This window comes from Campylobacter concisus (genome assembly GCF_003048875.2).
Classification (GTDB): domain Bacteria; phylum Campylobacterota; class Campylobacteria; order Campylobacterales; family Campylobacteraceae; genus Campylobacter_A; species Campylobacter_A concisus_AU.
In genome coordinates, this window is sequence record NZ_CP049264.1 from 1,881,575 (window position 1) to 1,906,635 (window position 25,061).

The 25,061-nt window shown below is 38.9% G+C and carries 27 protein-coding genes; 12 read left to right on the forward strand and 15 right to left on the reverse strand.

The features are described 5' to 3' along the window. Position 1: 1 nt before the first annotated feature. From rplD to CVT07_RS09410, 4 genes are all read right to left on the reverse strand, one after another. Positions 2-616: a 50S ribosomal protein L4 gene (gene rplD / locus CVT07_RS09395; RefSeq protein ID WP_012140561.1), complete on the reverse strand. Its 615-nt coding sequence runs from the start codon at positions 614-616 to the stop codon at positions 2-4. Next, positions 613-1,191, reverse strand: coding sequence for a 50S ribosomal protein L3 (gene rplC, locus CVT07_RS09400; protein WP_002941563.1), 579 nt, complete (start codon positions 1,189-1,191; stop codon positions 613-615). Before rplC ends, rplD begins: the two co-directional genes overlap by 4 nt. Before the next feature lie 20 nt (positions 1,192-1,211). Further along, positions 1,212-1,520 carry a 30S ribosomal protein S10 gene (rpsJ, locus tag CVT07_RS09405; RefSeq protein ID WP_009295257.1) on the reverse strand — a complete coding sequence of 103 codons (309 nt, stop codon included), beginning with the start codon at positions 1,518-1,520 and terminating at the stop codon, positions 1,212-1,214. 410 nt (positions 1,521-1,930) lie between these two features. Next, a complete protein-coding gene (locus CVT07_RS09410; protein WP_107937193.1) occupies positions 1,931-2,602 on the reverse strand; it encodes a hypothetical protein in 672 nt (223 codons plus the stop codon). 150 nt (positions 2,603-2,752) lie between these two features. Between CVT07_RS09410 and CVT07_RS09415 the strand changes: the two genes are divergently transcribed. From CVT07_RS09415 to CVT07_RS09425, 3 genes are all read left to right on the forward strand, one after another. Continuing rightward, a complete protein-coding gene (locus tag CVT07_RS09415; RefSeq protein WP_107937195.1) occupies positions 2,753-3,847 on the forward strand; it encodes an ATP-binding protein in 1,095 nt (364 codons plus the stop codon). A 79-nt stretch (positions 3,848-3,926) separates the two neighbouring features. After that, the gene (locus CVT07_RS09420; protein ID WP_107937197.1) at positions 3,927-4,781 is read left to right on the forward strand and encodes an S-adenosylmethionine tRNA ribosyltransferase; all 855 of its coding nucleotides are present in this window, start codon (positions 3,927-3,929) and stop codon (positions 4,779-4,781) included. Further along, positions 4,781-5,335, forward strand: coding sequence for a ribonuclease HII (locus tag CVT07_RS09425; RefSeq protein ID WP_107937199.1), 555 nt, complete (start codon positions 4,781-4,783; stop codon positions 5,333-5,335). Before CVT07_RS09420 ends, CVT07_RS09425 begins: the two co-directional genes overlap by 1 nt. On the opposite strand, the gene CVT07_RS09430 is transcribed toward CVT07_RS09425, so the two are convergent. The 6 genes from CVT07_RS09430 to CVT07_RS09455 all read right to left on the reverse strand — a co-directional run bounded on the left by CVT07_RS09430 (position 5,327) and on the right by CVT07_RS09455 (position 9,972). Then, positions 5,327-6,904, reverse strand: coding sequence for a DUF4153 domain-containing protein (locus CVT07_RS09430; RefSeq protein ID WP_107937201.1), 1,578 nt, complete (start codon positions 6,902-6,904; stop codon positions 5,327-5,329). The two genes, CVT07_RS09425 and CVT07_RS09430, sit on opposite strands and share 9 nt — an antisense overlap. Before the next feature lie 92 nt (positions 6,905-6,996). Further along, the gene (gene frr / locus CVT07_RS09435) at positions 6,997-7,554 is read right to left on the reverse strand and encodes a ribosome recycling factor (RefSeq protein ID WP_002941557.1); all 558 of its coding nucleotides are present in this window, start codon (positions 7,552-7,554) and stop codon (positions 6,997-6,999) included. Next, the gene (locus CVT07_RS09440; protein ID WP_107937203.1) at positions 7,544-8,503 is read right to left on the reverse strand and encodes a polysaccharide deacetylase family protein; all 960 of its coding nucleotides are present in this window, start codon (positions 8,501-8,503) and stop codon (positions 7,544-7,546) included. Before CVT07_RS09440 ends, frr begins: the two co-directional genes overlap by 11 nt. A gap of 2 nt (positions 8,504-8,505) precedes the next feature. Next, on the reverse strand, positions 8,506-8,835 hold the full coding sequence (gene secG / locus CVT07_RS09445; RefSeq protein WP_021089287.1) for a preprotein translocase subunit SecG: 330 nt from the start codon (positions 8,833-8,835) through the stop codon (positions 8,506-8,508). 62 nt (positions 8,836-8,897) lie between these two features. Continuing rightward, complete coding sequence (locus CVT07_RS09450) at positions 8,898-9,281, reverse strand: thiamine-phosphate pyrophosphorylase (RefSeq protein ID WP_107929979.1); 384 nt, start codon at positions 9,279-9,281, stop codon at positions 8,898-8,900. Next, positions 9,274-9,972, reverse strand: coding sequence for a Bax inhibitor-1/YccA family protein (locus CVT07_RS09455; RefSeq protein WP_107937205.1), 699 nt, complete (start codon positions 9,970-9,972; stop codon positions 9,274-9,276). Before CVT07_RS09455 ends, CVT07_RS09450 begins: the two co-directional genes overlap by 8 nt. 173 nt (positions 9,973-10,145) lie before the next feature. Between CVT07_RS09455 and CVT07_RS09460 the strand changes: the two genes are divergently transcribed. The 5 genes from CVT07_RS09460 to CVT07_RS09480 are packed head-to-tail and all read left to right on the forward strand — an operon-like array spanning position 10,146 to position 14,979. Then, on the forward strand, positions 10,146-10,790 hold the full coding sequence (locus CVT07_RS09460) for a carbonic anhydrase (protein ID WP_107937207.1): 645 nt from the start codon (positions 10,146-10,148) through the stop codon (positions 10,788-10,790). Then, on the forward strand, positions 10,783-12,627 hold the full coding sequence (locus tag CVT07_RS09465; RefSeq protein ID WP_107937209.1) for a mechanosensitive ion channel family protein: 1,845 nt from the start codon (positions 10,783-10,785) through the stop codon (positions 12,625-12,627). Before CVT07_RS09460 ends, CVT07_RS09465 begins: the two co-directional genes overlap by 8 nt. A gap of 10 nt (positions 12,628-12,637) precedes the next feature. Next, positions 12,638-12,796: a hypothetical protein gene (locus CVT07_RS09470; RefSeq protein WP_002941615.1), complete on the forward strand. Its 159-nt coding sequence runs from the start codon at positions 12,638-12,640 to the stop codon at positions 12,794-12,796. Positions 12,797-12,842: 46 nt separating this feature from the next. Then, entirely contained in the window at positions 12,843-13,937 is a 1,095-nt protein-coding gene (locus CVT07_RS09475) for a GGDEF domain-containing protein (RefSeq protein ID WP_107917204.1), read from the forward strand. Next, a complete protein-coding gene (locus CVT07_RS09480; RefSeq protein ID WP_107937210.1) occupies positions 13,930-14,979 on the forward strand; it encodes a GGDEF domain-containing protein in 1,050 nt (349 codons plus the stop codon). The genes CVT07_RS09475 and CVT07_RS09480 overlap by 8 nt, the downstream gene beginning before the upstream one ends. Before the next feature lie 25 nt (positions 14,980-15,004). Here CVT07_RS09480 and CVT07_RS09485 read toward each other — a convergent pair whose 3' ends face one another. Genes CVT07_RS09485 through CVT07_RS09495 form a run of 3 tightly spaced genes read right to left on the reverse strand, consistent with a single transcriptional unit; the run spans position 15,005 to position 17,837 of the window. Continuing rightward, entirely contained in the window at positions 15,005-16,288 is a 1,284-nt protein-coding gene (locus CVT07_RS09485) for a TRAP transporter large permease (protein WP_107856717.1), read from the reverse strand. Between the two features lie 11 nt (positions 16,289-16,299). Next, positions 16,300-16,845, reverse strand: a complete 546-nt coding sequence (locus CVT07_RS09490; protein ID WP_009295243.1) for a TRAP transporter small permease — start codon at positions 16,843-16,845, stop codon at positions 16,300-16,302. Then, the gene (locus CVT07_RS09495; RefSeq protein ID WP_002941552.1) at positions 16,845-17,837 is read right to left on the reverse strand and encodes a DctP family TRAP transporter solute-binding subunit; all 993 of its coding nucleotides are present in this window, start codon (positions 17,835-17,837) and stop codon (positions 16,845-16,847) included. The genes CVT07_RS09490 and CVT07_RS09495 overlap by 1 nt, the downstream gene beginning before the upstream one ends. Before the next feature lie 469 nt (positions 17,838-18,306). Between CVT07_RS09495 and sodB the strand changes: the two genes are divergently transcribed. Further along, a complete protein-coding gene (gene sodB, locus CVT07_RS09500) occupies positions 18,307-18,924 on the forward strand; it encodes a superoxide dismutase [Fe] (RefSeq protein ID WP_107937213.1) in 618 nt (205 codons plus the stop codon). A 589-nt stretch (positions 18,925-19,513) separates the two neighbouring features. Here the strand turns inward: sodB and CVT07_RS09505 are convergent. Continuing rightward, positions 19,514-20,680 (reverse strand): MalY/PatB family protein, encoded by a 1,167-nt coding sequence (locus CVT07_RS09505; protein ID WP_107937215.1) that lies wholly within the window; start codon positions 20,678-20,680, stop codon positions 19,514-19,516. 88 nt (positions 20,681-20,768) lie between these two features. Between CVT07_RS09505 and CVT07_RS09510 the strand changes: the two genes are divergently transcribed. From CVT07_RS09510 to tpx, 3 genes are all read left to right on the forward strand, one after another. After that, complete coding sequence (locus tag CVT07_RS09510; RefSeq protein ID WP_107937217.1) at positions 20,769-21,224, forward strand: DIP1984 family protein; 456 nt, start codon at positions 20,769-20,771, stop codon at positions 21,222-21,224. A gap of 218 nt (positions 21,225-21,442) precedes the next feature. After that, positions 21,443-22,585: a trans-sulfuration enzyme family protein gene (locus tag CVT07_RS09515; RefSeq protein ID WP_107937219.1), complete on the forward strand. Its 1,143-nt coding sequence runs from the start codon at positions 21,443-21,445 to the stop codon at positions 22,583-22,585. Positions 22,586-22,594: 9 nt separating this feature from the next. Continuing rightward, positions 22,595-23,125: a thiol peroxidase gene (tpx, locus tag CVT07_RS09520; RefSeq protein WP_107937220.1), complete on the forward strand. Its 531-nt coding sequence runs from the start codon at positions 22,595-22,597 to the stop codon at positions 23,123-23,125. Between the two features lie 6 nt (positions 23,126-23,131). Here tpx and CVT07_RS09525 read toward each other — a convergent pair whose 3' ends face one another. After that, on the reverse strand, positions 23,132-25,000 hold the full coding sequence (locus tag CVT07_RS09525; protein ID WP_107937222.1) for a nuclease-related domain-containing DEAD/DEAH box helicase: 1,869 nt from the start codon (positions 24,998-25,000) through the stop codon (positions 23,132-23,134). Positions 25,001-25,061: the final 61 nt, after the last annotated feature.

Consider the following 25,061-nt stretch of genomic DNA (forward strand, 5'->3'; position numbering starts at 1 on the left):
TTTAGCCCTCTTTTGTTATAGTTTTTAGTGCAGCTTTTTCAATGATAACCGAACTAAATGTAGAGACAAGATAAGCATTTACCTCATTTGCATCTACTACATAGCAGTTTGCTAAATTTCTAAAAGCAAGTAGTGTTTTATCGTCTAGTAAATCTTTAACGATAAGTGCGTCTTTTACTTTTAAATTTTTGATGATATTAGCTGCATCTTTTGTCTTTCCAGACTCGATTGAGATGCTATCTACTGCGAAAATTTTACCATCTTGTGCTTTTACTGCCAAAGCGTACTCAAGAGCTAGTCTTTTTTGTTTTTTATTGACTTTTTGAAAATAGTTTTTCTCGTTTGTTGGACCAAATGCAACTGCACCGCCTACCCAAACGTTAGTTCTAGTTGAACCCGCTCTTGCACCACCACGTCCTTTTTGTCTCCATGGTTTTTTACCACCACCGCTTACAAAAGCACGGCTTTTAGTATGAGCCGAATTTGCTCTTATACCAGCAAGGTAAGATTTTACATAAAGATATAGGTTGTGCGGATTTACTTCAGCGTAGCTTGCAGGAAGCTCTAACTCGCCTGAATTTTCAAATTTATCGTTTAATACGTGAATTTTACTCATTTTACAATCCTTATTTTACCCATTGCACCATTGTGACCAGGAACGCAACCTTTTACAACTACGATGCCATTTTGAGCGTCAAAGCTTATTAGCTCGTTTTTAACAGTAACTTTCTCATTGCCCATGTGTCCTGCCATTTTCATACCTGGTTGAACACGACCTGGCCATTCGCAGTTACCAATTGATCCGTGGCGTCTGTGGAAACGTGAGCCGTGGCTTTTTGGACCACCGCCAAAACCATGTCTTTTTACCACACCTTGGTAGCCTCTACCTTTTGAGTTAAAGCTAACTTTTAAAATTTTAGCCTCATTTAATGGTGTAAAGTCTAGGTTTCCAACTTCGCTATTAGCTACTTCAAGCGTAGCAAATTTGTTAAATTCTGCTGTCAGATTGTATTTCTTTTGCTGACCAGCGATAGCTTTGTTGTTTGCTTTAGTGTGGGCATACGCTACGATAGCACGTTTGTTTTCGTCGATCTCACATACTTTAGCCTCAACTAGCTTAAGTAGTGTAACTGGCGTACTCTTCGTGGCAATCGTTCTACTCATGCCTATTTTTTCTACAATATATTCCATACTCTTATCCTTTTGTCCGCTTATTTCATCGCACGAACTTCGACATTAACTTCTGGAGCTAGGTCGAGTTTTGTTAGGCTATCTACAGTTTCTGGAGTAGCAGCTACGATGTCAAGCATACGAGCGTGTATTCTCATCTCAAACTGCTCACGTGAGTCTTTGTTGATGTGTGGAGATTTTAAGACTGTATAGCGTTTGATCTTTGTAGGCATTGGTACCGGGCCACGAACGTCGGCACCTGTTCGTTTGACAGCTTCTACAATTGCTGCAACAGTGCGGTCTAGAACTCTATGGTCGTAAGCTTTTAGCTTTAACCTGATTCTTTCCATGTGTTTTCCTTTAAAAAGAACTTGTCGCAAACTCGCGACCTCTTTACATCAAAATAACCCGCATAGGATCAAGCGATCGTACGAGCAAGACATAGGTCTTTCGTAAAGAGACTGCGATTTTACAAAAAAGCTATTATAGTTGTCAAGAAAAACGCTATTTTTTGTTGAATTTTGATTAATTATTTCCTTTTGATAAGGAAAGTATATAGAGTTCTAAATTTTATTTCATTCAGCAATATTTACTCACAAGACGATTAAAAAATATTTTCTTTTCGTGTGATAGTTGAAGATTTTATTCAAAAATGCACCACTGGAGAATTGATTTTAGCTGCTATTGGAGTTATATTACTTGTTTGGTATGTTGTAGATTACTACAATGTTGGCTAAAACATTGTAGTAAAATAAAAAAGCTATTTAAGAAACTCTAAATTCCTCCATCCTGACGCATTTTTATATATATATCTCATGTGATTACTATCATATAACACAGAGTCCCATTTTTTATCTCTATTTTTTATCTTATCGTTATATTCTTTTATTTTTTCCCTATCATCGAGATTTTTATATATTTCGCGCAAATCCCTACATATATATCCACTTTTAAGCTCATTGCAACCATACTCAAGCATTTTAAGCTCTGCTCCTGATTTGGCAGTAATCATTTTTGCAAAATCTGCGTTTATAGTGCTAGTATTTTGATTTTTTTTAGCAAAATATATAATTTTATCTTTGATTAAATCAAATGCTGGTATTCTGCAAGCTGGAGCGAATTTTTTATCATAACAATATTCTGGCACTGTTTTTTCATAGAAATTTGCTACTTTCTTAATGTCTTTACTAGCTAAGGCCTCTAGCTTATCTAGCCAAATACAACCTAGATCATTACCTTGATCTAAACACCAATATTTTGCATCATCAATTCGTAGATTATTTCCTGAAAAAGAACTTAATGACATTAGCTCTTTCTCTCCACTATAATCATAATTTGGCTTTTCTTTACTACTTCCTCCAAAGCCCCAAGCATATACGCTACTTGTGGCCAACACGCTGGCTAATACTGAAGCTAAAATTTGCTTTTTCATCTTGATGGATCTCCTTTATGAATTCAAAAAGTAAATCATTCTACTGCCCCCCCCCTTAAGAATAAATTAATTACAAATATAATATAGATTTAAATATTATTCCTTTTTAAAAGGAAGTGGCTATAATTTCAAAAAGCAAAAAGGTCAAATTTGAAAAGTTTAGAAACGCTTTATCAAGCACCCATTAAAAATGCTAAATTTATCCCCAGAAAATATGAGATCATCTCGCCAAAGACGTTTATCATTGGCGCTATTTCAAGTGGCAAAACAGCCCTTGTTTATGAGTTTTTGAGCCATTACAAGAGCGAGGAGAGGCTTTATATAAATTTAGACGATATAAGGATAGATAGAGCCTTGCTTTTAGCAAATTTAAAAGAGTTTTTAGAAAAAAATGCCCAGATAAAGGTGCTCGCGGTTGAAAATTTACAAGCCGCTGATCTTGCAAATTTAGACTTTTTAAAGGACGCTGCACTTGAAAATATCATCCTTACAAGCAAGGAATTTTCACTCTTACTTGAGGGCTTTGCGCGTATAAATTTAAACTACCTCGACTACGAGGAATTTATACTATTTTTTAAGAAAAATTTAGACCAAGACCTGCTTTTTAGCTACTTTTTGGCTCATGGAAACGAGATAGCAAGCGCCTTTTTGGACTCTAGCGAGGTCACAGCTCACTTACAGCAGCTCTTAAGAGGAAATTTAAACGAGCAAGGCATCGCTATCTTAAAAGAGTGCGCGACAAAGTGCCACGACACCATAAGCGCCTTTGGGATTTATAAAAATCTAAAAGAGCAGATGAAAATTTCAAAAGATAGCGTTTATAGCGCGATAAATTTGCTAAATGAGAGCGGATACGTGGAGTTTGTGCCAAATTTAGATGAGAGTAGCACGAGCAAGAAAATTTACTTTACAAATTTCGCACTTCGCAACGCTTTGTGTCTGAAAAAGGACTTTTTGGCTGTCTTTGCAAATGTCGTTTTTTGTGAGCTGCTTAAATTTAAAGATGAAATTTACTACACAAAAGAGATCGATTTTTTCCTTACAAAAAGGAAGCTTGCGATCATTTGCGTGCCTTTTTCTGCGCCTGAGATCGTATTTTTGAAATTTAAAAAACTCCACGCGAGCCTAAAAGAGCTGGGCGTTAGCAAGCTTCAAATCATCAGCGTCGCAAACCAAGCCGAGCAAAGCATCGAGGGGATAAAGTGCGAGATTTTGCCATTTTCTAGGTGGAGCCTTGGTTTGTAAATTTACACACTTTGTTTGGTTATTGTTTTAAAAGCACAGAAATAAAAAAGTTATAATCAAAAAAAACGAAGGACGGAGCATGAGAGCATTTTTTGGGATATTATTCATCGCAGCAAGCCTTTTTGGCTATGAGATAAACCACGAAAACTGGGCTAAATTCTACAAATTTACAGGCAACGCAAACGGGGTTAAATTTGAAGTTTATCTAAACTATTTTAAAGATGAATTTGAAAATTTCAAACAAACAAAGAGCTTTAAAGTCCCAGCCAAGATAAGCGGCCACATCTTTTTTGACGGCGCAAAATACGACTATGAAAAGGGCTCTTTTGAGCAAAATGGCAGTGAAATTTCTTCATTAAATGCAGTCTCAGACAAGATAAATTTAGACGTTAAAAACGAAAATGGCGAGCTAAAAGGCAAGATAATCGTCAAAAACAAAGCCTACAACGCCACCATAAAAGAAGAAAAAGAGTATGAGATCCTAAATATCGGCATCCAAATGACCGAGTCAAACGGCACGAGATATGAGGCGATCACTAACGACATCTTCGCTAAAGACTCAGCCAAAAAGTATAAAAACAAGCTTCTTGCAGAGTTTTACGACCTAAAAAGTGAGCGCAAAAAATGGCCAAACAGCCAGTATGAGAGCCTAAAAAATATATACTATATAAATGATAAGATTAAAAGCGTTTGCACCTATAAAAACGAAAAGACAAACTGCGAGGTGCTCTCGCTTGCGACGAATAAAAAGCTAAAACTAAAGCAAATTTTTAAAGATATAAACGACAGCCATCTAAAAGCGATCCTTGCAAATGCTGGCGTGAGCGACAACTTCGTGCTTTCGCCGCTTGGCCTTACATTTTTAAACGAGGAGCAAATCAGCGTGCCACTTGAGGAGCTAAGACCTTACTTTAGCGATGAAGTCGGGCTGTAATGGCTAAAATTTGCGGTATCGACGAGGCTGGACGTGGGGCGTTAGCTGGACCACTAAGCGTGGCTGCTTGCGTGCTAAATAGTGAAATTCCTGGACTAAACGACTCCAAAAAACTAACCGAAAAAAAGCGCGAGGAGCTATTTTGCAAGATCACAAAAAGCTCAAATTTTCTCATCGTCTATTTTTCAAACGTCCAGATAGACGAGCTTGGACTAAGTGAGTGCCTAAGGCGTGCGCTCAAACTTTTCAAGGCACATTTTGATGGCTTTGAGATCATTTATGACGGGAATTTAGACTACGGCGTGGGTATAACCACGATGATAAAGGCCGACGGAAAGGTAGCTAGCGTAAGTGCAGCCAGCATCCTAGCAAAAGTAAGCCGTGACCGCTTGATGAACGGCTGGGATAAATTTTACCCAGCATACGGCTTTGCAGGGCACAAAGGATATGGCACGAAGTCGCACCTAGATGCCATAGCTAAATTTGGCTACTCAGACTTTCATAGAAAAAGCTTTGTCATAAAGCCAAAACTCACGCAGGGCTCGCTATTTTAGCTGCGCATCCTCCATATAAAAAAGCACGCTTGCATCGTAAAATTTATAAACTCCGTTTTCTTGCACGATTTCCATAGAGCGCAGAACAAAGGCGCGCTTGCCAACTTCAAAGAGCAAAAGCTGCTCTTTTAACCGCTCAAATATCTCAGCGCCAAAGTCGCCGTCTGGCTTTAAATTTAAACTCGCAAGCGCCTTTTCTAGGTGCTTTTGCATATTTATGCTAACGCTTTCATTATCTAGCTGTATGACGAGCTCATCGCCATTTACGCTGCTTGTGATAGGCATTTTGATGGTCGCATCTTTCACGTTTATAGCGGTGCCATTAAAGTCTATGCTAAATATCTGCCAATTTTTCTGCTCAGCCACCTCAAGACCCGCTATAAAATTTTTATTTTCTAGTGCGAATTTATCGCCGTTTTCTACGAGATAGTCAAATTTATCTTGCAAAAAATAAAGCTTCTCTTCGCCTATCTTGCTCACATCGCCACTTAGCGTGCCATCGCTACCAAGCAAATTTAGCGCCTTTAGCTCTCTTAGCAAAAGCTCTTTTTGAGAATTTATGGTAAGCAGTTTCGTATCAAGGACAAAATGTGTAAAAAATATACCAAATACCATAAAAAACGCTAGAAATTTATAAGGAAAATCCCTAAGAAATATCATCACAAAATAGCTCAAATTTGCAAATATCACGCAGGCTATGAGATAGATCCTAGGCTCGCTTAAGCCGTACTCACCGACTCTGTGCATGACGCCCCACCAAAGCAAAATGCTAGGCAAGATGACAAAAAGTGGCAAGAGCTTAAAAATTTGATCATAAATTTGGCTTTTGATAATTAAATTTAGCCCTCTTAAAACAAAGCCAGCGATCAAGCAGGCAAGCACGATATAGGCCACTCCACCGCGTGGCAGCTCAAGCAAAACAAGTCTATAAATGCAGTATAAATTTAGTAGCGCCACATATATGATGAGCAGGGGATTTAGGATGAAATTTATGGCGATCTTGATGAAATTTAAGAGCCTGTACTCGCTAAATTTGCTCTCAAAAAAGAGAAACAAACATGGCAGACCAAAAGAGGCCAGTGTCAAGTAGAGCCGCTGCGTCCTGTGGCTGGTTAAAAGCTCCCAGTCAAAGAGGTAGTTAAGCCCTGCGAAAACAGCCACAATGCCAAGAAAAAATAGGTGAAAAAGGGCAAATGAGATGAGTAAATTTAATAGTCTTGCTAGGCTCTGGCTTATAAATTTCTCATTATCTTTGGCGAAATTTAGAGAGAATAAAAGCACAAAAGCCATGAGATAAAGTGCGACAAGATCGCTGGCATAACCGCTTAACTTAAGACCAAAAAAATAAAGTGTTGCGCCAAATATCAAAAAATATAAAGGTAGTAAAATTTGCCTTTTATTTAGGTAGATAGCGACCAAAAGTAGTGGCTCAAGCAGCCAAAAACCTCTATACTCATCCACTATCTGGCTGGGGCTAAGAAAAATGGTAGCTAGAGAAAAAGCCAAAATGGTAAGAAACAAAATTTTTTTATCAGCAAATGCGGCTTTTAGCTCGGTGATGATATGCAAGATCGTCCTTTAAAGGATGAAATTTAGCCACATTACGTGGCTAAAAAGTGAGAATTTAGAAATTTGCAAAGGGGTAAAATTCTAAATGAAATTTAAATTTTTAAAAGCTCAGCTTCTTTCTCTTTTACGAGAGTGTCGATCTTTGCGGTGTAGGTGTCAGTTATCTTTTGAACCTCATCTTGACCCTTTTTGCTCTCGTCTTCAGTTATAGCTTTGTCTTTTTCAAGCTTTTTGACCTCGTCGTTTGCGTCTTTTCTCACGTTTCTTATACTAACTTTTGCCTTTTCGCCCATAGCTTTTGCGTGTTTTGCATTTTCTTGGCGTTGCTCGACGGTCATCGGTGGGAAAAATAGCTTAACGCTCTCGCCGTCGCTGTTTGGATTGACGCCGATATTTGCAGCTTGGATGGCTGATGAGATCGCTTTTATCATGCTCTTTTCCCAAGGTGTGATAGCGATAGTCGAAGCGTCACTCGTAAGCACGGTGGCTACTTGATTAAGCGGAGTTGGCGAGCCATAATAATCAACCATAACGTTATCTAGGATGTTGATATTTACCTTGCCAGTTCTTAGCGTTGTAAAATCGCGCTTTAAAGAAGCGATCGCCTTTTCGCAACCCTCTTTTTGGGTATCGTAAATTTTATTTAGCATTGGTGTCCTTTATTAGAAGTTTTGTGCTTCGGTGATGATCTACTTTTAGCGACATTAACACTTTGCGTTTATCAAGTGGTGGGTTAAATTTACACTCAAAAACGCCATTTGTCATAGGTACTTTTCTAAAGCCATCAAAGCCAGTCATGAAAAAACTGCCCTCACTTGCGTTAGTGTCGGTCTTGATGATGAGCTTGTCGATCGCATTGTTTTGCGGATAGCCCTCTGGAAATATCCACTCGGCATTTAAAAATTTGCTATTAAAAGTTAGCGCTATCTTTGTGCCGTTCATCACTGGCGTTCTGTAAAGATCATAAACGTCGCTTTTATCTGAAACTGCGCCTGAGTTTTGATTTAAAAGTGCCAAAAAGCCAAATTCTTTTGCCAAAGAGACGACCCTACTATCGATCTCCCCGTAAGGGACTGCGAAGTATTTAGGCTTATAACCCATATGCTTTTCAAAGGTCTCAACGCCCTTTTGAAAGTCCTCTCTTAAGGCCTCATCGCTAAGTTTAGTCATCCTTGGATGAGCGTATGAGTGATAGCCGATCTCTCCGTAAGCTTCTAGCTCTTTGATCTGATCAAAGTCTAAATAATCACCATATTTGTTCGCGCTTGCCTCTACATAGACCATCAAAGCAAATGGGTAGTTATACTCTTTAAAAAGCTCAAGAGCGTTATTGTAAAAGCTTTTGTATCCATCATCAACGGTGATAACGATCCAGTTATCAGGGATCGGTTCGCCAGCATTTACCGCATCGACAAGCCTTGATAGCTTGACAACTTCGAAGCCATTGTTTTTAAAGTATTCAAACTGCTCTCTTAAATTTTGGATAGAAATATCTGTGCTAACGTGTCTTGGATCGTCAAAGCGATGATAAACTAGGATGTGAGCGTCTGCCAAAGCAAACGTTAGCGTCAAAAGTGACGCTAAAAACGTTTTTATCATTGTTATTTTACTGGATTTTGTGGTGCGCTAGGAGCTGCTGGCACGTCGTTTGATTTTGGTACGACTAGAGATTTGCTATCGACACTATCAACGATAGAGCGTTTTAGATCTTTGTTGTAAAAATATCCGAGTGCAAGTGTGTTTAGGATAAACAAAACGCCTACCACAAAGGTAAATTTAGCTAAAAACCCAGCTGGTCCTTTTGCTCCAAAAAGGCTCTCGTTGCTTCCACTGTATGCTCCAAGACCGATAGATGAGCTCTTTTGGAGTAAAACTGCGATCGTGATAACGACAGCTAGAACAAATTGTAAGATTAAAAATATTAAACTCACGAAATTTCCTTTAAATTTTTTAAATAGTTTGCGATTATACAAGAAAAGATTTAAATTTTTAGTTAAAGTTCTTTTTCAAGCTCATAAAGCTCGTATCTTATGCTTTTAAAAAGCTCGGCTTGATCTAAATTTATAAGCTTAAAGCACTCTTCAAGCACACGAGCGCTCTCCTGGGCACGCTTGAAATTTGCAGTGATGATTTCGTCTAAATTTGATCTTTCTTGCTCGCTTTTTGTGCTGGTTTTTAAGACATCATTTTGTGAATTTCTAAATTTTAAAAATTCTTTTTGTGGGATCTTTGCCTTGTGGCGGAGGGACTTTATCTTATAGGCGAGCTTAGCGTCATCAAAGACATATCTTTTTATATCTTCAACGACGCGAAGCCCTTCTTTTAGCCTATTTAAATTCGCATCTATCACTCGGTAGATGCGCTCGTCATTAGTCATTTCTATTAAAAATGCCTAAAATTTGTAGTAATGATGTAAATAAATTTACAAAATCAAGATACAAAGCAACTGCACCCTCAACTGGTGTCTCATAGTTGCCACGGATGATATTTTGTGTATCAAAAAGTATGTAAGCACTAAATAAAATCGAAGTGATACTTGAGATAACTAGTTGAAACATCGTGCTTTTAACGAAAATGTTGATGATCGCTGCTACAATGATAACTATCAAAGTTATAAATAGCATCTTACCCATCGTTGTAAAGTCACGTTTTGTATTCATCGCAAAGACGCTTAAAGCACCAAATGCAACTGTCGTCAAGCCAAATGCTTGAGCCACGATACTAGCACCACTTGGCATAGCAAGGATCGCTGAAAGTAGCGGAGTTAGCGTAAGACCGCTTACAAATGTAAATGCAAAAAGAAGTATTAAATTTAATCCCTCTTTGCGTTTAGCCGCCATTAGTCCAAAAAGTAGAACAAACTCAAGTATCACAAGTCCCCAAAACAAAAATCTATTTGCCGCAAAAACGCCAGCGATGCTAATGCCTACATAAGCGCCAGCAGTAGCTGAAAGTAGTGATGCTGCAAAAAGTTGATAAGTCTGTTTTATAAAAGTGCTTAGTGAGCTTTGAGAATACGCAAGCTCTTCTTGATTTTGCTTAGCGTAGTTTCTATCATATAAACTCATTTTTTCTCCTTGAAAATTTTTGGGCTAAATTTAGCCAAACTTTGTTAAACAATGTATAAAAAGTAGTTTAATAAATAATATTAATTTAGGGTTTTTTATTTTCGCTTCGTTTTTTTGATTAAATAAAAGTTGCTATAATCGCGATAAAAATATAAAAAATGGAGATAAATTTTATGGATGATTCAATACTTGAAGGTGCAGTAAAATTTATGGAAGATGGTTTTTTAGAGCATGAAGAGCTCTTTAAAAGTCTGCAACACAAGCAAGATCCGCACACGCTTTTCATATCATGCGTGGATTCAAGGGTCGTGCCAAATTTGATAACAAACTGCCTGCCAGGTGAGCTTTTTATGGTGCGAAATATCGCAAACATCGTGCCACCTTATAGGGTGAGCGAAGAGTTTTTGGCGACCACTTCGGCGATCGAATATGCGCTTGAAGTTTTAAACATTAAAAACATCATCATCTGCGGACACTCTGACTGTGGTGGATGCGCGGCACTTTATGCGGATGAAAAGAAGCTAAAAAATACTCCAAACGTTAGAAACTGGATCAGGCTAATAGAGCCGATCAAGCGAGAAGTGCTTAAATTTACAAGCGACGATCCAGCCAAAATGGCGTGGCTAACCGAGAGGCTAAACGTGATAAACTCGATCGAAAACATAATGACTTATCCAAATGTAAAAGAGGAGTATGAAAGTGGCAAGCTTCAAATTTATGGCTGGCACTACATCATAGAAACTGGCGAAATTTTTAGCTACGATTTAAAAGAGGGTACGTTTAAGCTTCTAGCTGACAAAAGAGGCGAAAATGCGTAAATTTCTAGCCATTATCCTGCTTTGCTTTACCTTTGCTTTTGCGGCCGAGAGCAACAAAACTCAAGAAGAAGACATAATAAGCATAACAAATCAAATCCAAACCATAAACAGCCAGATAAAAATTTTAAAAGCGCAGCAAAAAGATACAAATAACTCAAAGGCTGACAACTCAAATTTAGCCAGCCTCCACAAAAAAAAGAGCGATCTTTTAGAAAAGATACCAAACTATATCATGCAGATCGAATTAACCCAAAGCGATATAAATAAATTTAATCTGCAAAAAGAGGTGCTAGAAAAAAAGGTCGCAAGACTAGAGAAGCAGTCAAACAAAGACGCCTACATCCAAAGCGCCATCGAGCTTGAGAAGATGAAGGTTGATTACGCTTACTACTCAGCGCTTATTAGCCTAGAAGAGGTCTTTAAAAAGGGCGCTAAGGCAAATTCTATAAGAGATGTGATAGATAATGGACTTTTAAATTTACAGACAAATTCTTATGTAAGCATAAAAGATCTAAAAGACTCACTAAATGACACTTCAGGCTCTTACGACAACGCCTTTTTTGACCTTGAGCTAAAAAAAGAGAGTGAAGAAGAAATTTTAACCTATCTTAAAAATAACGCCGATCTTCTAAGCTCAAGCATGCTCTTGTCTGAGCTAAATTTAGTCGATGCAGTCGAATACATAAACAAAGCAACTGACATAAATTCAAGTAAATTTAACATCGGCAAGATCGTTGTTATCGTTGCGATATTTTTATTTTTCGTCTCACTAACTAGAATTCTAGCCAAACTAACCTACTGGCTAATGTCGCTCATCGCTTCAGGCGAAGGGGTAAAAGAGGCTAAAAATCAGATCGTTGATATCGTGAAAAAGCCGATTTCAGCACTTCTTATCATCTACGCGCTAAACATCTGTATCGGCGTTGGATTTTACCCAGTGCCAGTGCCTCTAACGGTAGCAAATATCTTTTCTATCATATATATAGTAGCATTTTCATGGCTTGTCCTAACCATACTAAATGGCTACGGCATCGCTATAATCGACAAGATCGCGCAAAAAAGCAAGCGTAAAGAGGTGATAAACCTAGCGCTAAAAGTGATCTACGTGATCGTGCTAATCATCACACTTTTACTGATCCTTCAAAAGCTTGGCTTTGATATCTCAGCGCTCATCGCCTCACTTGGTATCGGTGGTCTTGCCGTTGCCTTCGCTGCTAAAGACATCATCGCAAACTTCTTTGCCTCTGTCATGATGCTCTTTGACAACTCATTTTCACAAGGCGACTGGATAGTTTGTGGAGACATCGAGGGCACGGTCGTTGAGATAGGATTTAGAAAAACAACTGTTAGAAGCTTTGATAATGCCCTTATCTTCGTGCCAAACTCAAAGCTAGCAAGCGATCCTGTTAGAAACTGGAGCAGAAGAAAGGTCGGCAGACGCATAAGAATGGTTATTGGCATCGAGTATGGGCCAACTACAGAAGAGATCAAAAAATGTGTAAATGACATCAAAAATATGCTGATAAATCACCCAGATATCGCTAAAAGCGAAGATATCGCGGCTAATAAAAGAGGACTAAAATATAGACAAAACATAGTCTCAGTTGATGACTACGCTGGATATAAGTCAAATTTATTTGTCGTGGTTGATGACTTTGCTGATAGCTCGATAAATATCCTAGTTTATTGCTTTGCAAAAACTATCGTTTGGGGCGATTTTTTAGACGTAAAACAAGATGTAATGCTAAAAATTATGGATATTTTAAAGCAAAATGGTCTAAATTTTGCATTCCCAAGCCAAAGCTTGTATATCGAAAATATCAAAGATAAAATTTAAGGAGAGAAAAATGAGTGATGATTTTGACTACGAAGAGGTAGAAGAAGACTACTCTGAATTTAACGACGAGGACGAGGATAGTAGCGATAGCTATGACTATAACTACGACGAAAATGACTACAACTATGAAGATAGCGATGAGGATGAGGATAGTTACGACTCGTATTAAAATGATCTAAATTAAATTTAATGGATGAAATTAACGGAGAGAATGCTTGGTACAGGAATTTATAGAGCAAGATAGCTACAAGGCTATCGATGACATTTACAAAACGATATTAAACGTAGCGATAGTAAGTAACGCCTTTGTCTTGATCGTGCTGTGTAGTTTTTACTTTGACTTAACGATCATTTTTATCTGTTTTTTATTTCTTTCTATTAGCACTGCTTTAAGGATTAGATTTAATATCAAATACAGATTTTTAATCTCGGCCATCTTTCAACTAAATGTCATCACCGCAGTTATCGCTGGCGTTGTTGGCATGGGCTGGAGCTCTAGTATATGGATAACACTCCTTGGCGTTATCTTTATAAACTACTTTTTGGCTTTTAACCAAAGACTTCTTACCTACTCTGTCTGCCTTCTTGAGCTATTTGTCCTTTTGTGGCTATATCTTACATATAAAGATAAAGTAGTTGAGATAGACACCATGGTACAAATAGGCTCAACCTGTATAAGCGTTTTCTTTACTTTTTACTTGGTCTTTAGACTTTCGTTTTTCTCTGATGCGATCACATCTAGTGGCTACAAACAGATCAGCGAAGAGAAAGAGGAGATAGAGAGAATTTCTAAGTATGACTTTTTAACCGGTCTTTTAAATAGACGCTCTATTGAAAGAACACTTAGATATGAGCTAAAAGAGCTTAGAGAAAAAAGCAGTGACGCAAATTTAGTCGTTATGCTAGGAGACATCGATAACTTCAAAAAGATAAATGACACCTACGGACACGACTGGGGCGATAAGGTCTTAAAAGAGATCGCAAGAGCCTTGCAAGATACTTTTAGAGAAAATGACCACATTTGTAGGTGGGGTGGAGAGGAATTTCTAGTTATCTTGCCTGAAGTTAAAACCGAAGACGTAAAAAAGGTAGAAACCAGACTTGGCACAAGGATAGCGCAGGTAAAACTGCCTGATAAGAGCTCAGTAACCATGACCTTTGGTCTAGTCCTTTGCGCAAATGGCGTTATAACTGATATCGACACAGTCATAAACAAAGCTGATAAAAAGCTATATGAGGGCAAGAAAAATGGCAAAGACCGCATCGAGTATGAGATCATGAAGGCAAATAAGGACAAAGACAATGCCTAAAATTTCACTTTATATCTCACAAAAGATCATCGTCTTTTCGCTTCTAGCTGTACATACTTTTTACCTAGTTATGTTCTACCTCATGGGCGAAGAAATTTTGGCTGTGGCAAACATCCTTTCTGTTAGCATATATCTTTTTGCACTAAAGATACTCTTTGATAGCGAAGAGAACAACAAGATCGTGATGCTCATCTTGCAAGTAGAAATTTTACTCCACGCCTCACTTTGCGTCTTTATCCTTGGTCTAGGCTGGGGCTTTGAAATTTTATTTTTAACATCAACTATTAGCCTCTTTTTCTTATCAGTTAGCTTTAAAATGTTAAGCAGAATTATCTCTTTACTAGATATCGCGGCATTTTTATTTTTTTATCTAGTGATAGATCTACCAGCAAAGGACGATCCTTTATACAAAGAGATATTTTTTGTATTTAACCTAACTGCATCTTGTGTGTTTGCTGTCTTAACATCATTTTTGCTAGAGAGCTCAAATTTATTTATATTCTTAGGCATCTTAGAAGAGAAAGAGTCCGCTAAAGCTGTCTTTAACCACGACCCACTAACTGGACTTTTAAACCGAGCTTCGATGCAACAAATTTTTAGACAAAAGAATTTATTTGACGGCAATGACTTTGCTATCGTGATGTGCGACATCGATAACTTTAAAAAGATAAACGACACCTACGGACACGGCGCAGGCGATGAAGTGCTAAAGAGCCTTTCTAAAATTTTCAAAAACGCTTTCAGAAATGAAGATAGGGTTGCGAGATTTGGCGGCGAAGAGTTTTTGGCTGTTATCTTTGACGTTAAAAAGGCAAAAGCGGTTAGCATCTTAGAGCGTATCAGAGAGACGCTTAATCAAAATGTCGTTGAATTTGAAAACCATAGAATCATAGCTACTATGACCTTTGGTGTCGTGGCTCACAGCGGCAACACTGAGGTAAATATCGAGCGTATGATCAAGCAAGCTGACGAGCTGCTTTATGTCGGTAAGCTAAATGGTAAAAATATCGTTATGAGTGCGGATTACGATCCAAAAGGATAAATTTAGAGGCCTAAGCCTCTAAATTTTAATGTCCATACATTATGTTTGGTAGCCAAAGTGAAATTTGCGGTATATAAGTAACCAAGATAAGGCCAAAGAACAAGGTCAGCGTCCATGGCAAGCACGCCATGATGACCTCTTTTAAGTTCATATTTGTAAGACCGCTTGCGACAAATAAATTTAGTCCAACAGGCGGAGTCACCATACCTATCTCCATATTTACAACCAAGATGATACCAAAGTGAATAGGATCAACGCCAAGCTGCGTAGCTATCGGAAGTAAGAGCGGCACCATGATCATGATAACGCTTGAAGGCTCCATAAACTGACCCATGATAAAGAGCAAGATATTTACAAATATCAAAAATCCTATCATGCCGATATTTGCGTCAAGTATCATCGAAGCGATCGCTTGCGGGATCTGCTCGCTAGTTAGCAAATATGCAAAAACAACGGCATTTGCGATGATGAAAAATATCATAGCTGTTGTAAGGGCTGAGTCTAGGCAGATGTCCCAAAGATCTTTTATCTTTATATCTCTATAGATAAAAAGTGAGATAAATAGCGCATAAACAGCACTTGCCGCAGCAGCTTCAGTCGGAGTGAATATGCCTCCATAAATTCCGCCAATGACCACAACAACGATAAGTAGCGCCCAAAATGCTTTTGCAAATTTCTGCACTCTTACTTTAAATGGCTCAGCCTTAGTCGCTTTAAATCCAAGCTTTTTTGCTCCAACGTAGGTTTGCGCAAGCATCATGCCACCAAGCATAAGACCAGGTACGACGCCAGCCATAAAGAGCTTGCCGATACTAACCTCAGCAGTTACGCCATAAACTATCATAACAACTGAAGGCGGGATCAAAATTCCAAGCGAGCCAGCCGTAGTTATGCCGCCCACTGCGTACTCTTTTGGATAGCCAGCCTCTTTTATCGCTGCAAACATAATTGAGCCAATAGCCACAACCGTCGCAGGCGAGCTTCCAGAGACGGCCGCAAAGATGATGCAGGCAAATATCGCACTCATAGGCAAGCCACCTGGCAAATGTCCGACCATAGACTTTGCAAAGTCGATGATACGCCTTGCTGAGCCGCCTTTACTTAGTAAATTTCCGGCCAAGATAAACATCGGTATCGCCATTAGCGAAAATTTATTGATACCATCAAAAATTAGCTGCGGGATCGTAGCGATGTCGATATCTGTAAAAAATATCATAGTTAAAACGGTGCTTGTGCCTAGCGAAACCGCGACTGGCACGCCTATTAGCATCAGTGCAAAAAGCAGGATAAATAAAAATGCTATTGTCATCTTTTTTCTCCTTAGTCTTTGACTACGCTACCATGAGCTAGCTCGTGCGCTTCGTTGCTTACGACCTTTGCTGCAGGAGTTAGAGCTACTTTGATAGCTTTTTCAGCAGAGCGGTAGCTAGCTGTGACAAAGGCTATTGGAAGCACTAGCATAGGGACCCATTGAGGTATGCCAAGGTCTATTATCATCTGCTCGATCTCGTGCAAAATTTTAAGATAATCCACCGAATAAACCGCGATAAATATCAAAAAGACAGTCGTTAAGATGTGCGAAAAGAGCAGGCATGCCTTCGCGAGCGCTGGTGGAAATTTCTCCACCAAGATAGTTACGCTCACGTGGATGCCCTTGTTAAAGCCATACGCTGCGGCAAAAAATGCCGACCAAATAAATAAGTAGTTTGATAGCTCGCTCGCCCATGACCAGCTTTTGTCAAAAAAGTATCTGGCCACGACGTTAGCAAAGGCTAGTAGTGTTCCACTAGCTAGCCCTAAAACGGCGATAGTCTTATTGAGCGAGACTATCAATATATCAAGAGCGTTAATGAAATTCTTCTTCATTATTTTGTCTCGATTGTTTTTTCTATAAGCTCTTTGCCGATGACGTCGTAAAATTTAGGATAGATAGCCTGCATAGTCTTCTCCCACTCAGCTTTTTGTGCGTCGTCTATCTTGAAAATTTCTAGCTTTTTAGTCTCTGCTATATATTTTTCAAGCTCGGCTATGACGTGAGCGTCCTCTTTAGCTGTCTCTTCTCTCTCGTAAGCTGTAGCTTCGCTTAGAGCTTGTTTTACATTTGCTTTTAGATCATCTGGTAGTTTGTTCCAAAATTTATCACTCATAACGACTAGATAGCCTAGATATCCGTGGTGAGAAAGTGTAAGAGAGCTTTGAACCTCGTGAAATTTAGAGTTATAGAAATTTGATAGTGGGTTTTCAGTCGCATCAACTACGCCTTGTTGAAGCGCAGAATAAACCTCTGAAAATGGCAGAACTTGTGGGTTGCCACCGATCGCTTTGATCTGCTCTTCAAGCACTTTTGAGCTTTGGATTCTAAATTTTTGTCCTTTTGCATCTTCTGGCACAAGGATCGGTTTTTTGCTTGAGCTAAAGTGCTTAAATCCAGCATCCCAGTAATCAAGCGCCACAAAGCCTTTCTTAGTCACAAGACCTTTTAGCTCCTCGCCAACTGCCCCATCTTGAACCTTGTGAAGGTGGTCTGCATCTTTAAAGATGAAAGGTAGGTCAAATAGCTGAAACTGCGGCACGATAGGTGTAAATTTAGAAAAACTTGGAGCTGCCATTTGAACGTTACCAAGTTTTAACGCGCCAAAAACTCTGTCATCATCAAGTAGCTGAGCTGATGGGAAGACTTGAACTTTTATCTTGCCGCCACTTAGCTCTTCAGCACGCTTTGCAAAAAAGTCAGCTGCCTTGCCCTTTGGCGTAGAAGCTGCAACAACGTGAGCGAATTTGATCGTATAGACCTTATCCGCACCAAATGCTAAGCCACTAATGGCACAAGTGAAAAGTAAAGCTTGTAAGAATTTCATCTTTCATCCTTTGTAATAGTTTTGATAGGTGCATTATAAATTTCAAAAATAAAAATTTAGAAATTTTGTTTCATAAATTCACATATCTTTATTTTTATATGTGTATTTTTGTAACATTTTTGATCTAAAATAGATAGTTTTTGCTTTGTAAATTTAACGTAAAAATTTATTTATCATTTTTATAGTCTATTTTTGTTACGTTTCTACACATATTTTTATATTATTTTTTACATTTAGAGAAATTTAAATTTACTTTTCTCACTTTTAGAGAGCCAAATTTGTTCTTTTAGGATATAAAATTCACTCTTTTAACCACAAATTTATCAAGTAAATTCGCTTATCATTTATAAATGAAAAAATTAGCTTTTATAAAAACGCCCTATTTTTAGGATAAATTTTGAAAGATTTTGTTTGTTAATCTTTTGTGGCTATAATGCGAAATAACAAATTTTATTATTAAGGAATTATTATGTTTGAACTAAGAAAACTTCCGTTTGACGCAAACCACAATGCAGTAGTAAGTGCTAAAACCTGTGAATACCACTACGGCAAGCATCACGCAACCTATGTTGCAAATCTAAACAATCTCATAAAAGATACAAAATTTGCTAATGCATCATTTTACGAGATCCTAAGAAATAGCGAAGGCGGCCTTTACAACAACGTCGCTCAAGTTTATAACCACGACTTTTACTGGGACTGCATCGCTAAGAAAAGCGAGATGTCAAGCGAGCTAAAAGCAGCGGTTGAAGCAAATTTCGCAAATTTTAAAGAGGAGTTTTTAAAGGCAGCTACAACGCTTTTTGGCTCAGGCTGGGCGTGGCTTGTATTTGATCCAAGCAGCAAAAAGCTAGAGATCGTGCAAACTAGCAACGCAAAAACTCCAGTGAGCGATGGCAAAGTGCCACTTTTAGTCGTTGACGTTTGGGAGCACGCTTACTACATCGACAACTTCAACGCTCGCCCAAAATACCTAGAGACGTTTTACGAGAACATAAACTGGGAATTTGTAAGCCAAGCTTACGAGTGGGCGTTAAAAGAGGGCCTTGGCTCAGTTGAGTTTTACACAAAAGAACTACATAAATAATATCTGGCGGGAGCTCCCCGCCTTTAAATTTCTGCTTATATTTAAATTTAACTATCAAATTTATCATTTTAAAAGAGAGCGCAATCACTCGTTTTGACAAATGATCTTTTTATAAATTTAAAATCAGCACGAGTCAGCTCATCTTTAAATTTCTATTTTCTAAATTTTAAAATTATCAAATTTCTAAGCAAACTCACTTTTAAAAAATAATGCGATTTTAAACGGCTCAAATTCCTGTTTTGCAAGCGGCTTCTTTTAAATTTAACACTAGCGCGAGATATCTCATTTTCAAATTTCTTTTTTCAAATTTGAGTTGCTAAATTTAGCAAGCAATAGGCGCAATGATTATAGCTTTGAAATGACATAAAATACTCGTTTTAGCTACCGCCCTATTTTGATGCGGTGGCTTTCATTTTAAATTTAGCGCTATAAAACGAAACCAAAACAACTATCTCGCCTTTAAATTTATCAGTAAAACTTACTTTGACATTTAAGAAATGGGGGCAGTATTTGTTACTTCAAAATGCCCCTAGTAGCTATTCTGTATCAAGCAAAGGCGGCTTAAATTCCAAAGCCACCCAGCCAAAATTTATCTCTTTGAAGTGTATAAATTTATACCATTTTGCAAGCGTTTTAGCCCTTCAAGCACCCTTTCGCGTTGCGTTGCGATATTCATACGAAGGAAAAATCTATCTCCTCTGTAAGCGTTGCCGTCATTTAGCCAAAGTCCCGCTTTATCGCGCAAGAAATTCATAAACTCGCTCGAATCCTTGCAAAACCCACTGCAGTCAAGCCACAAAAGATAGGTCGCACTTGATGGCAGGAGCTTCACTGGTAAGCCTTGCTCTTTTATGAAGTTTGCGACGACCTTTTTGTTTTCAAAAAGATACTCTCTAAGCTCATTAAGCCACGCCTCGCCCTCGTTAAACGCGGCAATTGCGGCGATGATCGCAAAGGCATTTGCCTCGCCGACCTCATCGTAGTTGATGGCAGCATTTAGCCTTGATCTGATCTTTTCATTTGGCGTGACGACGGCTGAGCTTTGAAGGCCAGCTATGTTAAAGGCCTTTGTAGGCGAGATGCACGTGATCGAGTTGTTTTTGCACTCCTCGCTCACACTGATAAATGGCACGTAGTTTAGCCCAGGATCAGTTATATCGCAGTGAATTTCGTCGCTGATAACCAAAACATCGTGCTTGTAGCAAAGCTCGCCTATCTTTTTAAGCGTCTCTTTGTCCCAAATTTTGCCTATTGGATTGTGAGGGTTGCAAAGAAGCATCATGGTAGTTAGCGGCTGAGCTAGCTTTGCTTCAAGGTCCTCAAAGTCTATCTCATAAGAGCCATTTTTATAGACGAGGTCGTTTGATAAAATTTCACGTCCGTTGTTTTTGATGCAGTTAAAAAAGACGTGATAGACAGGCACTTGCACTAAAATTTGATCTCCTGGGCTACTAAATCTCCTAATGGCAGTTGAGATGGCCGGTATGACGCCAGTGCAAAAGCACATCCACTCGTTCTCTAAGCTCACGTTGTGACGTCTTTGCCACCAGCTCTTTATCGCTTCGTTCCACTCTTTTGGGATGAAAGAGTAGCCAAAGACGCCGTTATCAAGGCGCTTTTGCAAGACGCTTAAGATCTCAGGTGCGGCCTTAAAGTCCATATCTGCAACCCACATCGGCAAAACATCGCTCTTCATACGCCATTTTGATGAGTTGGTGCCTTCTCTGCTTACTAATGTGTCAAAATCGTACTTCATAGCTTTTCCTTAAATAAAATTTTAAATCAATTATAACCCAAAAGATACTAAGATGATTTAAAAATTTAATACCAAAAAAGGAAAAATGATGAAACTAGCTCAGGCTCTCATCCTAAGATCTGACACGCAAAAGCGCATCGAACAGCTAAAAGTTAGGCTACTTAGCAACGCAAAAACGCAGGAGAATGAAAGTCCAAGCGAGGATCCAAAGCTTCTTTTAAAAGAGCTTGACAAGCTAACAAGCGAGCTTTTTAGGCTCATTTGCTCTATAAATTTAACAAACTCAAGCGCTAAATTTGATGGCATGAGCCTCACTGAGATGATCGCTAAAAAGGACGCTTTAACGCTAAAAGCAAATGTGCTTAGGGAGTTTGCAATAAGTGCTAGCCAAAAGGTCGATCTTTACTCAAATAGCGAGATCAAAATTTTAAGCACAGTCGATGTGGCCGCGCTTCAAAAGCAAGTGGATGCGCTTTCAAAAGAGATCAGAGAGCTTGAGATGAAGCTTCAGGAGGCAAACTGGTCGGTTGATCTAGTAGAGTAAAATTTATGGTAAAAATTTAGCCAAAAGCGAGTAAAAAACCATACATTGGCGGCTTGCGAAGACCAGGCAAAAGCTTAAATTTAGTCTTAGCAATCTTACAAATGCAAATTTAAAAAGCACTTTTACTACCACTTACTGGTTTGGCTATATTTTGGGTGGGTTTGGGGAAAATTAATCTTTATCATGTAAAATTTCGTAAATTTTTAAAAAGGAAATTTATGAAACTAGACACTCTCATCGTAAAAGGCATCGAAGCTAAAAACAACCCAAACAAAGCGGTCGTTCCGCCAGTATTTTTAGCTAGCACCTTCGTGCAAGATGACCTTGAAAATTTTCAAGAATTTGCCTACTCACGTGGCAACAACCCTACAAAAAAAGCCTTTGATGATATCTTCGCTAAAGTCGAAGGTAGCAAATACGCATTTAGCTTTGGTTCAGGCATGGCAGCAACAGCAGCCGCACTTAGCCTTATAAAAACGGGGCAAAAAGTCCTGCTAAATAGCAACGTCTATGGCGGCACATATAGGTATGTCACGACTGTTTTTGAAAGTCACGGCATAAAGAGCGAATTTATAGATGATCTAAATTTTTTAAGCGAAGATGACATAAGCGACGACGTGGCAGCTATCTTCATCGAAACTCCCTCAAATCCTCTTTTAAGAGTGACAGACATCGCTAGAATTTCAAAGATTGCTCACAAAAAGGGCGTTCTAGTCATCGTGGATAACACATTTTTGACGCCTTATTATCAAAAAGTGCTTGAGCACGGAGCTGACATCGTGATATATAGCGCTACAAAGTATATCGGCGGACACGCTGACGTGATCGCTGGTATCGTCACGCTAAACGACGATGCTTTGGCTGAAAAGATCAAATTTGCTAAAAATACGCTTGGTGGCATCATCAGCCCGATGGATGCATACTACCTAATACGTGGGCTTAAAACGCTTAGCGTTAGGTTTGACAGACAAACGCAAAATACCCACAAAATCATCAAATTTTTAGAGAATAATGACGCAGTTAGCGTGGTGCATTTCCCTGGCTCATACAGCGAGCAAGAGGCAAAGATGCAAGCGGCTCAAGCGAGCGATATCGGCGCTCTTATCTCATTTGAGCTTGATGAAAAATATGATGTAAATAAATTTGTAAAAGCGCTAGAAATTTTTGATCTAGCAGTGAGCCTTGGTGGCGTAGAGAGCCTTATCTGCAGGCCTGCTACGATGACGCACGAAGCATATCCAAAAGAGTTGCTAGATAAGATCGGCATAAAGCAAAATTTGCTTCGCCTAGCCATCGGCATCGAAAACGTCGATGATCTAATAGCCGACCTTGATCAAGCATTTAAAAAAGCCAAAAGATAAGGAGAAATCATGGCAACTACAAAATTTAAAGGTAGTGAGGTAAGTTTAAGCGGAAATGAGCTATTTGTCGGCTCTTATGCGCCTGAGGCAAGAGTCGTAGCGCAAGATCTTAGCGAATTTAGCGTGGGTGGAAACAACGGCATCGAGGTGCTTGTCTGCTTACCATCACTTGATACTGGCGTTTGCGCGGCTGAGGCTCGTAAATTTAACGAAAAAGTAGCTGAAAAACACGGCGTAAAGCTTAGCATCATCTCAAATGATTTGCCATTTGCGATGGGGAGATTTTGCACGACTGAGGGCATAGCAAACCTGCGTGTTGGTAGCGACTTTAGATACGGTGAATTTGCCCAAAACTACGGCATGCTGATGAGTGATGGGGCGCTAAAAGGCTTGCTTGCAAGAGCGGTCTTTGTCATCAAAGATGGCGTAATAATTCACAAACAAATCGTCCCTGAAGTGACCCAGGAGCCAAACTACGACGCAGTTTTTGACGCGATAAAACAAAGCGGCGGATGTGGTTGTGGTTGTGGCTGCCATTAAAATTTACTATGCAAAGAGCCCAGCTATGATGGCAAAGAGCTGACTGCCCGTCACCACTAGCTCACCGACCTCTTTTACATCTCTTAAAACTGGCCTTATAGAGGCTAGTTTTAGGCTTGATTTTTCTTTTATTTCTTCATTTTTCGGTGGCAGATCTTGCGTGATGCTTGCGTATTTTTTAATAACCTCTATCACCTGTCTTATCTCATCTGGCAAATTTTCATCCAAATTTTTAGGCAGCGAGATATATAAATTTTCACGGCTTCTAGTTAGTAAGACGTAAATTTTTCTATAAAAAAGCTCCCTTTCATTTTTATATATGGTCTGCAAAAACGGCAAAAAGTTGTGGATGATGACATTTTGCGCCTCAAGGCCTTTAATGGACTGTATCGTCAAAACCTCTATATTTTTGCCCTCTGGCAAGACGCTCTCTTTTATGGCATTTACAGCGACCTTGCTATTACTTAAAACGACGCTTGTTTCTCCATTTGGTAAGGCTTTTAGGCACTTTTTAAGCTCTGCAAATTCATCAAGCTCGGCTACTTTTATACTGCCATCTTGCAAGATACACTGGATGTCTGAGATGAAGTCTTGATTTAGATAAAAGCTCTTTTTGTAGTAGTCGTTTATCGCAGAGTCCTTTTGCAAGATTTCAAATGCGCACCTAGCGATGTTCGAAGGCGTTCGGTAGACGTTTTTTAGGTTTTTCACGCGCCCTCTCATGTCGATACGCTCAAATTTTGGATGGTGAAAGATGTCGGCGATGTTGTTCATCGTGTATGTGTAAAATTTCTGCGCCTCGTCGATGAAAAATATACAATCCTTTATCTCCTCGTAGATGACGCGCATAAAGCCAGCTGGCATATCCTGGGTCTCGTCGCAAAGGACGTAGTCGATCGGGTGCTTTGCAAGGTGGGCTTTAAATTTTGCTCTAAACTCAGCAATCGCTTCGTCGGTTTCATAAATTTGATACTTTTGGCTGATGTTTGTATTTTCATCCATACCAAGCTTTGTTTCATCAAATTCTATGCGTTTTAGCAGCGACATTATTGGATAGACAGCGATGTTTTTGTTTATAAACTTATCGCCAAAGCATGATTTGATATTTTGAGCCAAATTTTTATTAAAGCAAAGCACGAGAAATTTCTCATTTTCGTCACGCTCAAGCCTGTTTGCGACAAAATTTGCAAGTATCATCGTCTTGCCAGTGCCTGCAACGCCCCTGATAACGCGAAAGCCGCCAGTGTAGCCGTTCATAATGCTAAGCTGCTTGTGATCAAAAAACATCACTTCGTCTTTTGTGATTATCGGAATTATCTTTTGTTTTAGTCTGCTTTGATTGACAAGCATTTCTGAAATTTTAAGAAACTCTTTTTTGTTTGGCAGCGTGCTAATAGAGGAGTTGAAAAATTTAGCAAAGATGTCCTCGTCTGTTAGATCGTCTTTGAAAAAGGTGTGATTTTTTAAATTTAGATAGCTTGGATTTTTCGCGTAAAATTTACTAGCCTCGGCCTTGCTGATAGAGGGGAAAATGACCCTGTACTCGACATTTATAGGCACTTTTTTAAGCTCTGACTCTATCTTTGCAAGAAGCATTCTTTGATAAATTTTTACCTGCTCGTAAGGGTTATTTTCGTCCATTTGCTCAAGGTCGCTCCAGTTTTTCACCTCGATGACATAAATTCCAAGCGCTGGATGAAGCAAAAGCAGGTCGATCTCCCTAGATGAGCCAGCAGGATCGTCGATGCTTGCCTTTGGGATGAGATAGTAGTTTTCATCGCCTTTTTGGTTTAAAATTTTACCGATAGCCTCGAGCACATCGGCCTCACCCTGCTCACCTTTAAAGATCTTACTAAAAATGCTTTTTATGTTCATAAACCACTCCTTTAAATTTTTAACAACTTTGGTATTTTATAAATTTTAATCTTAGAGTTTG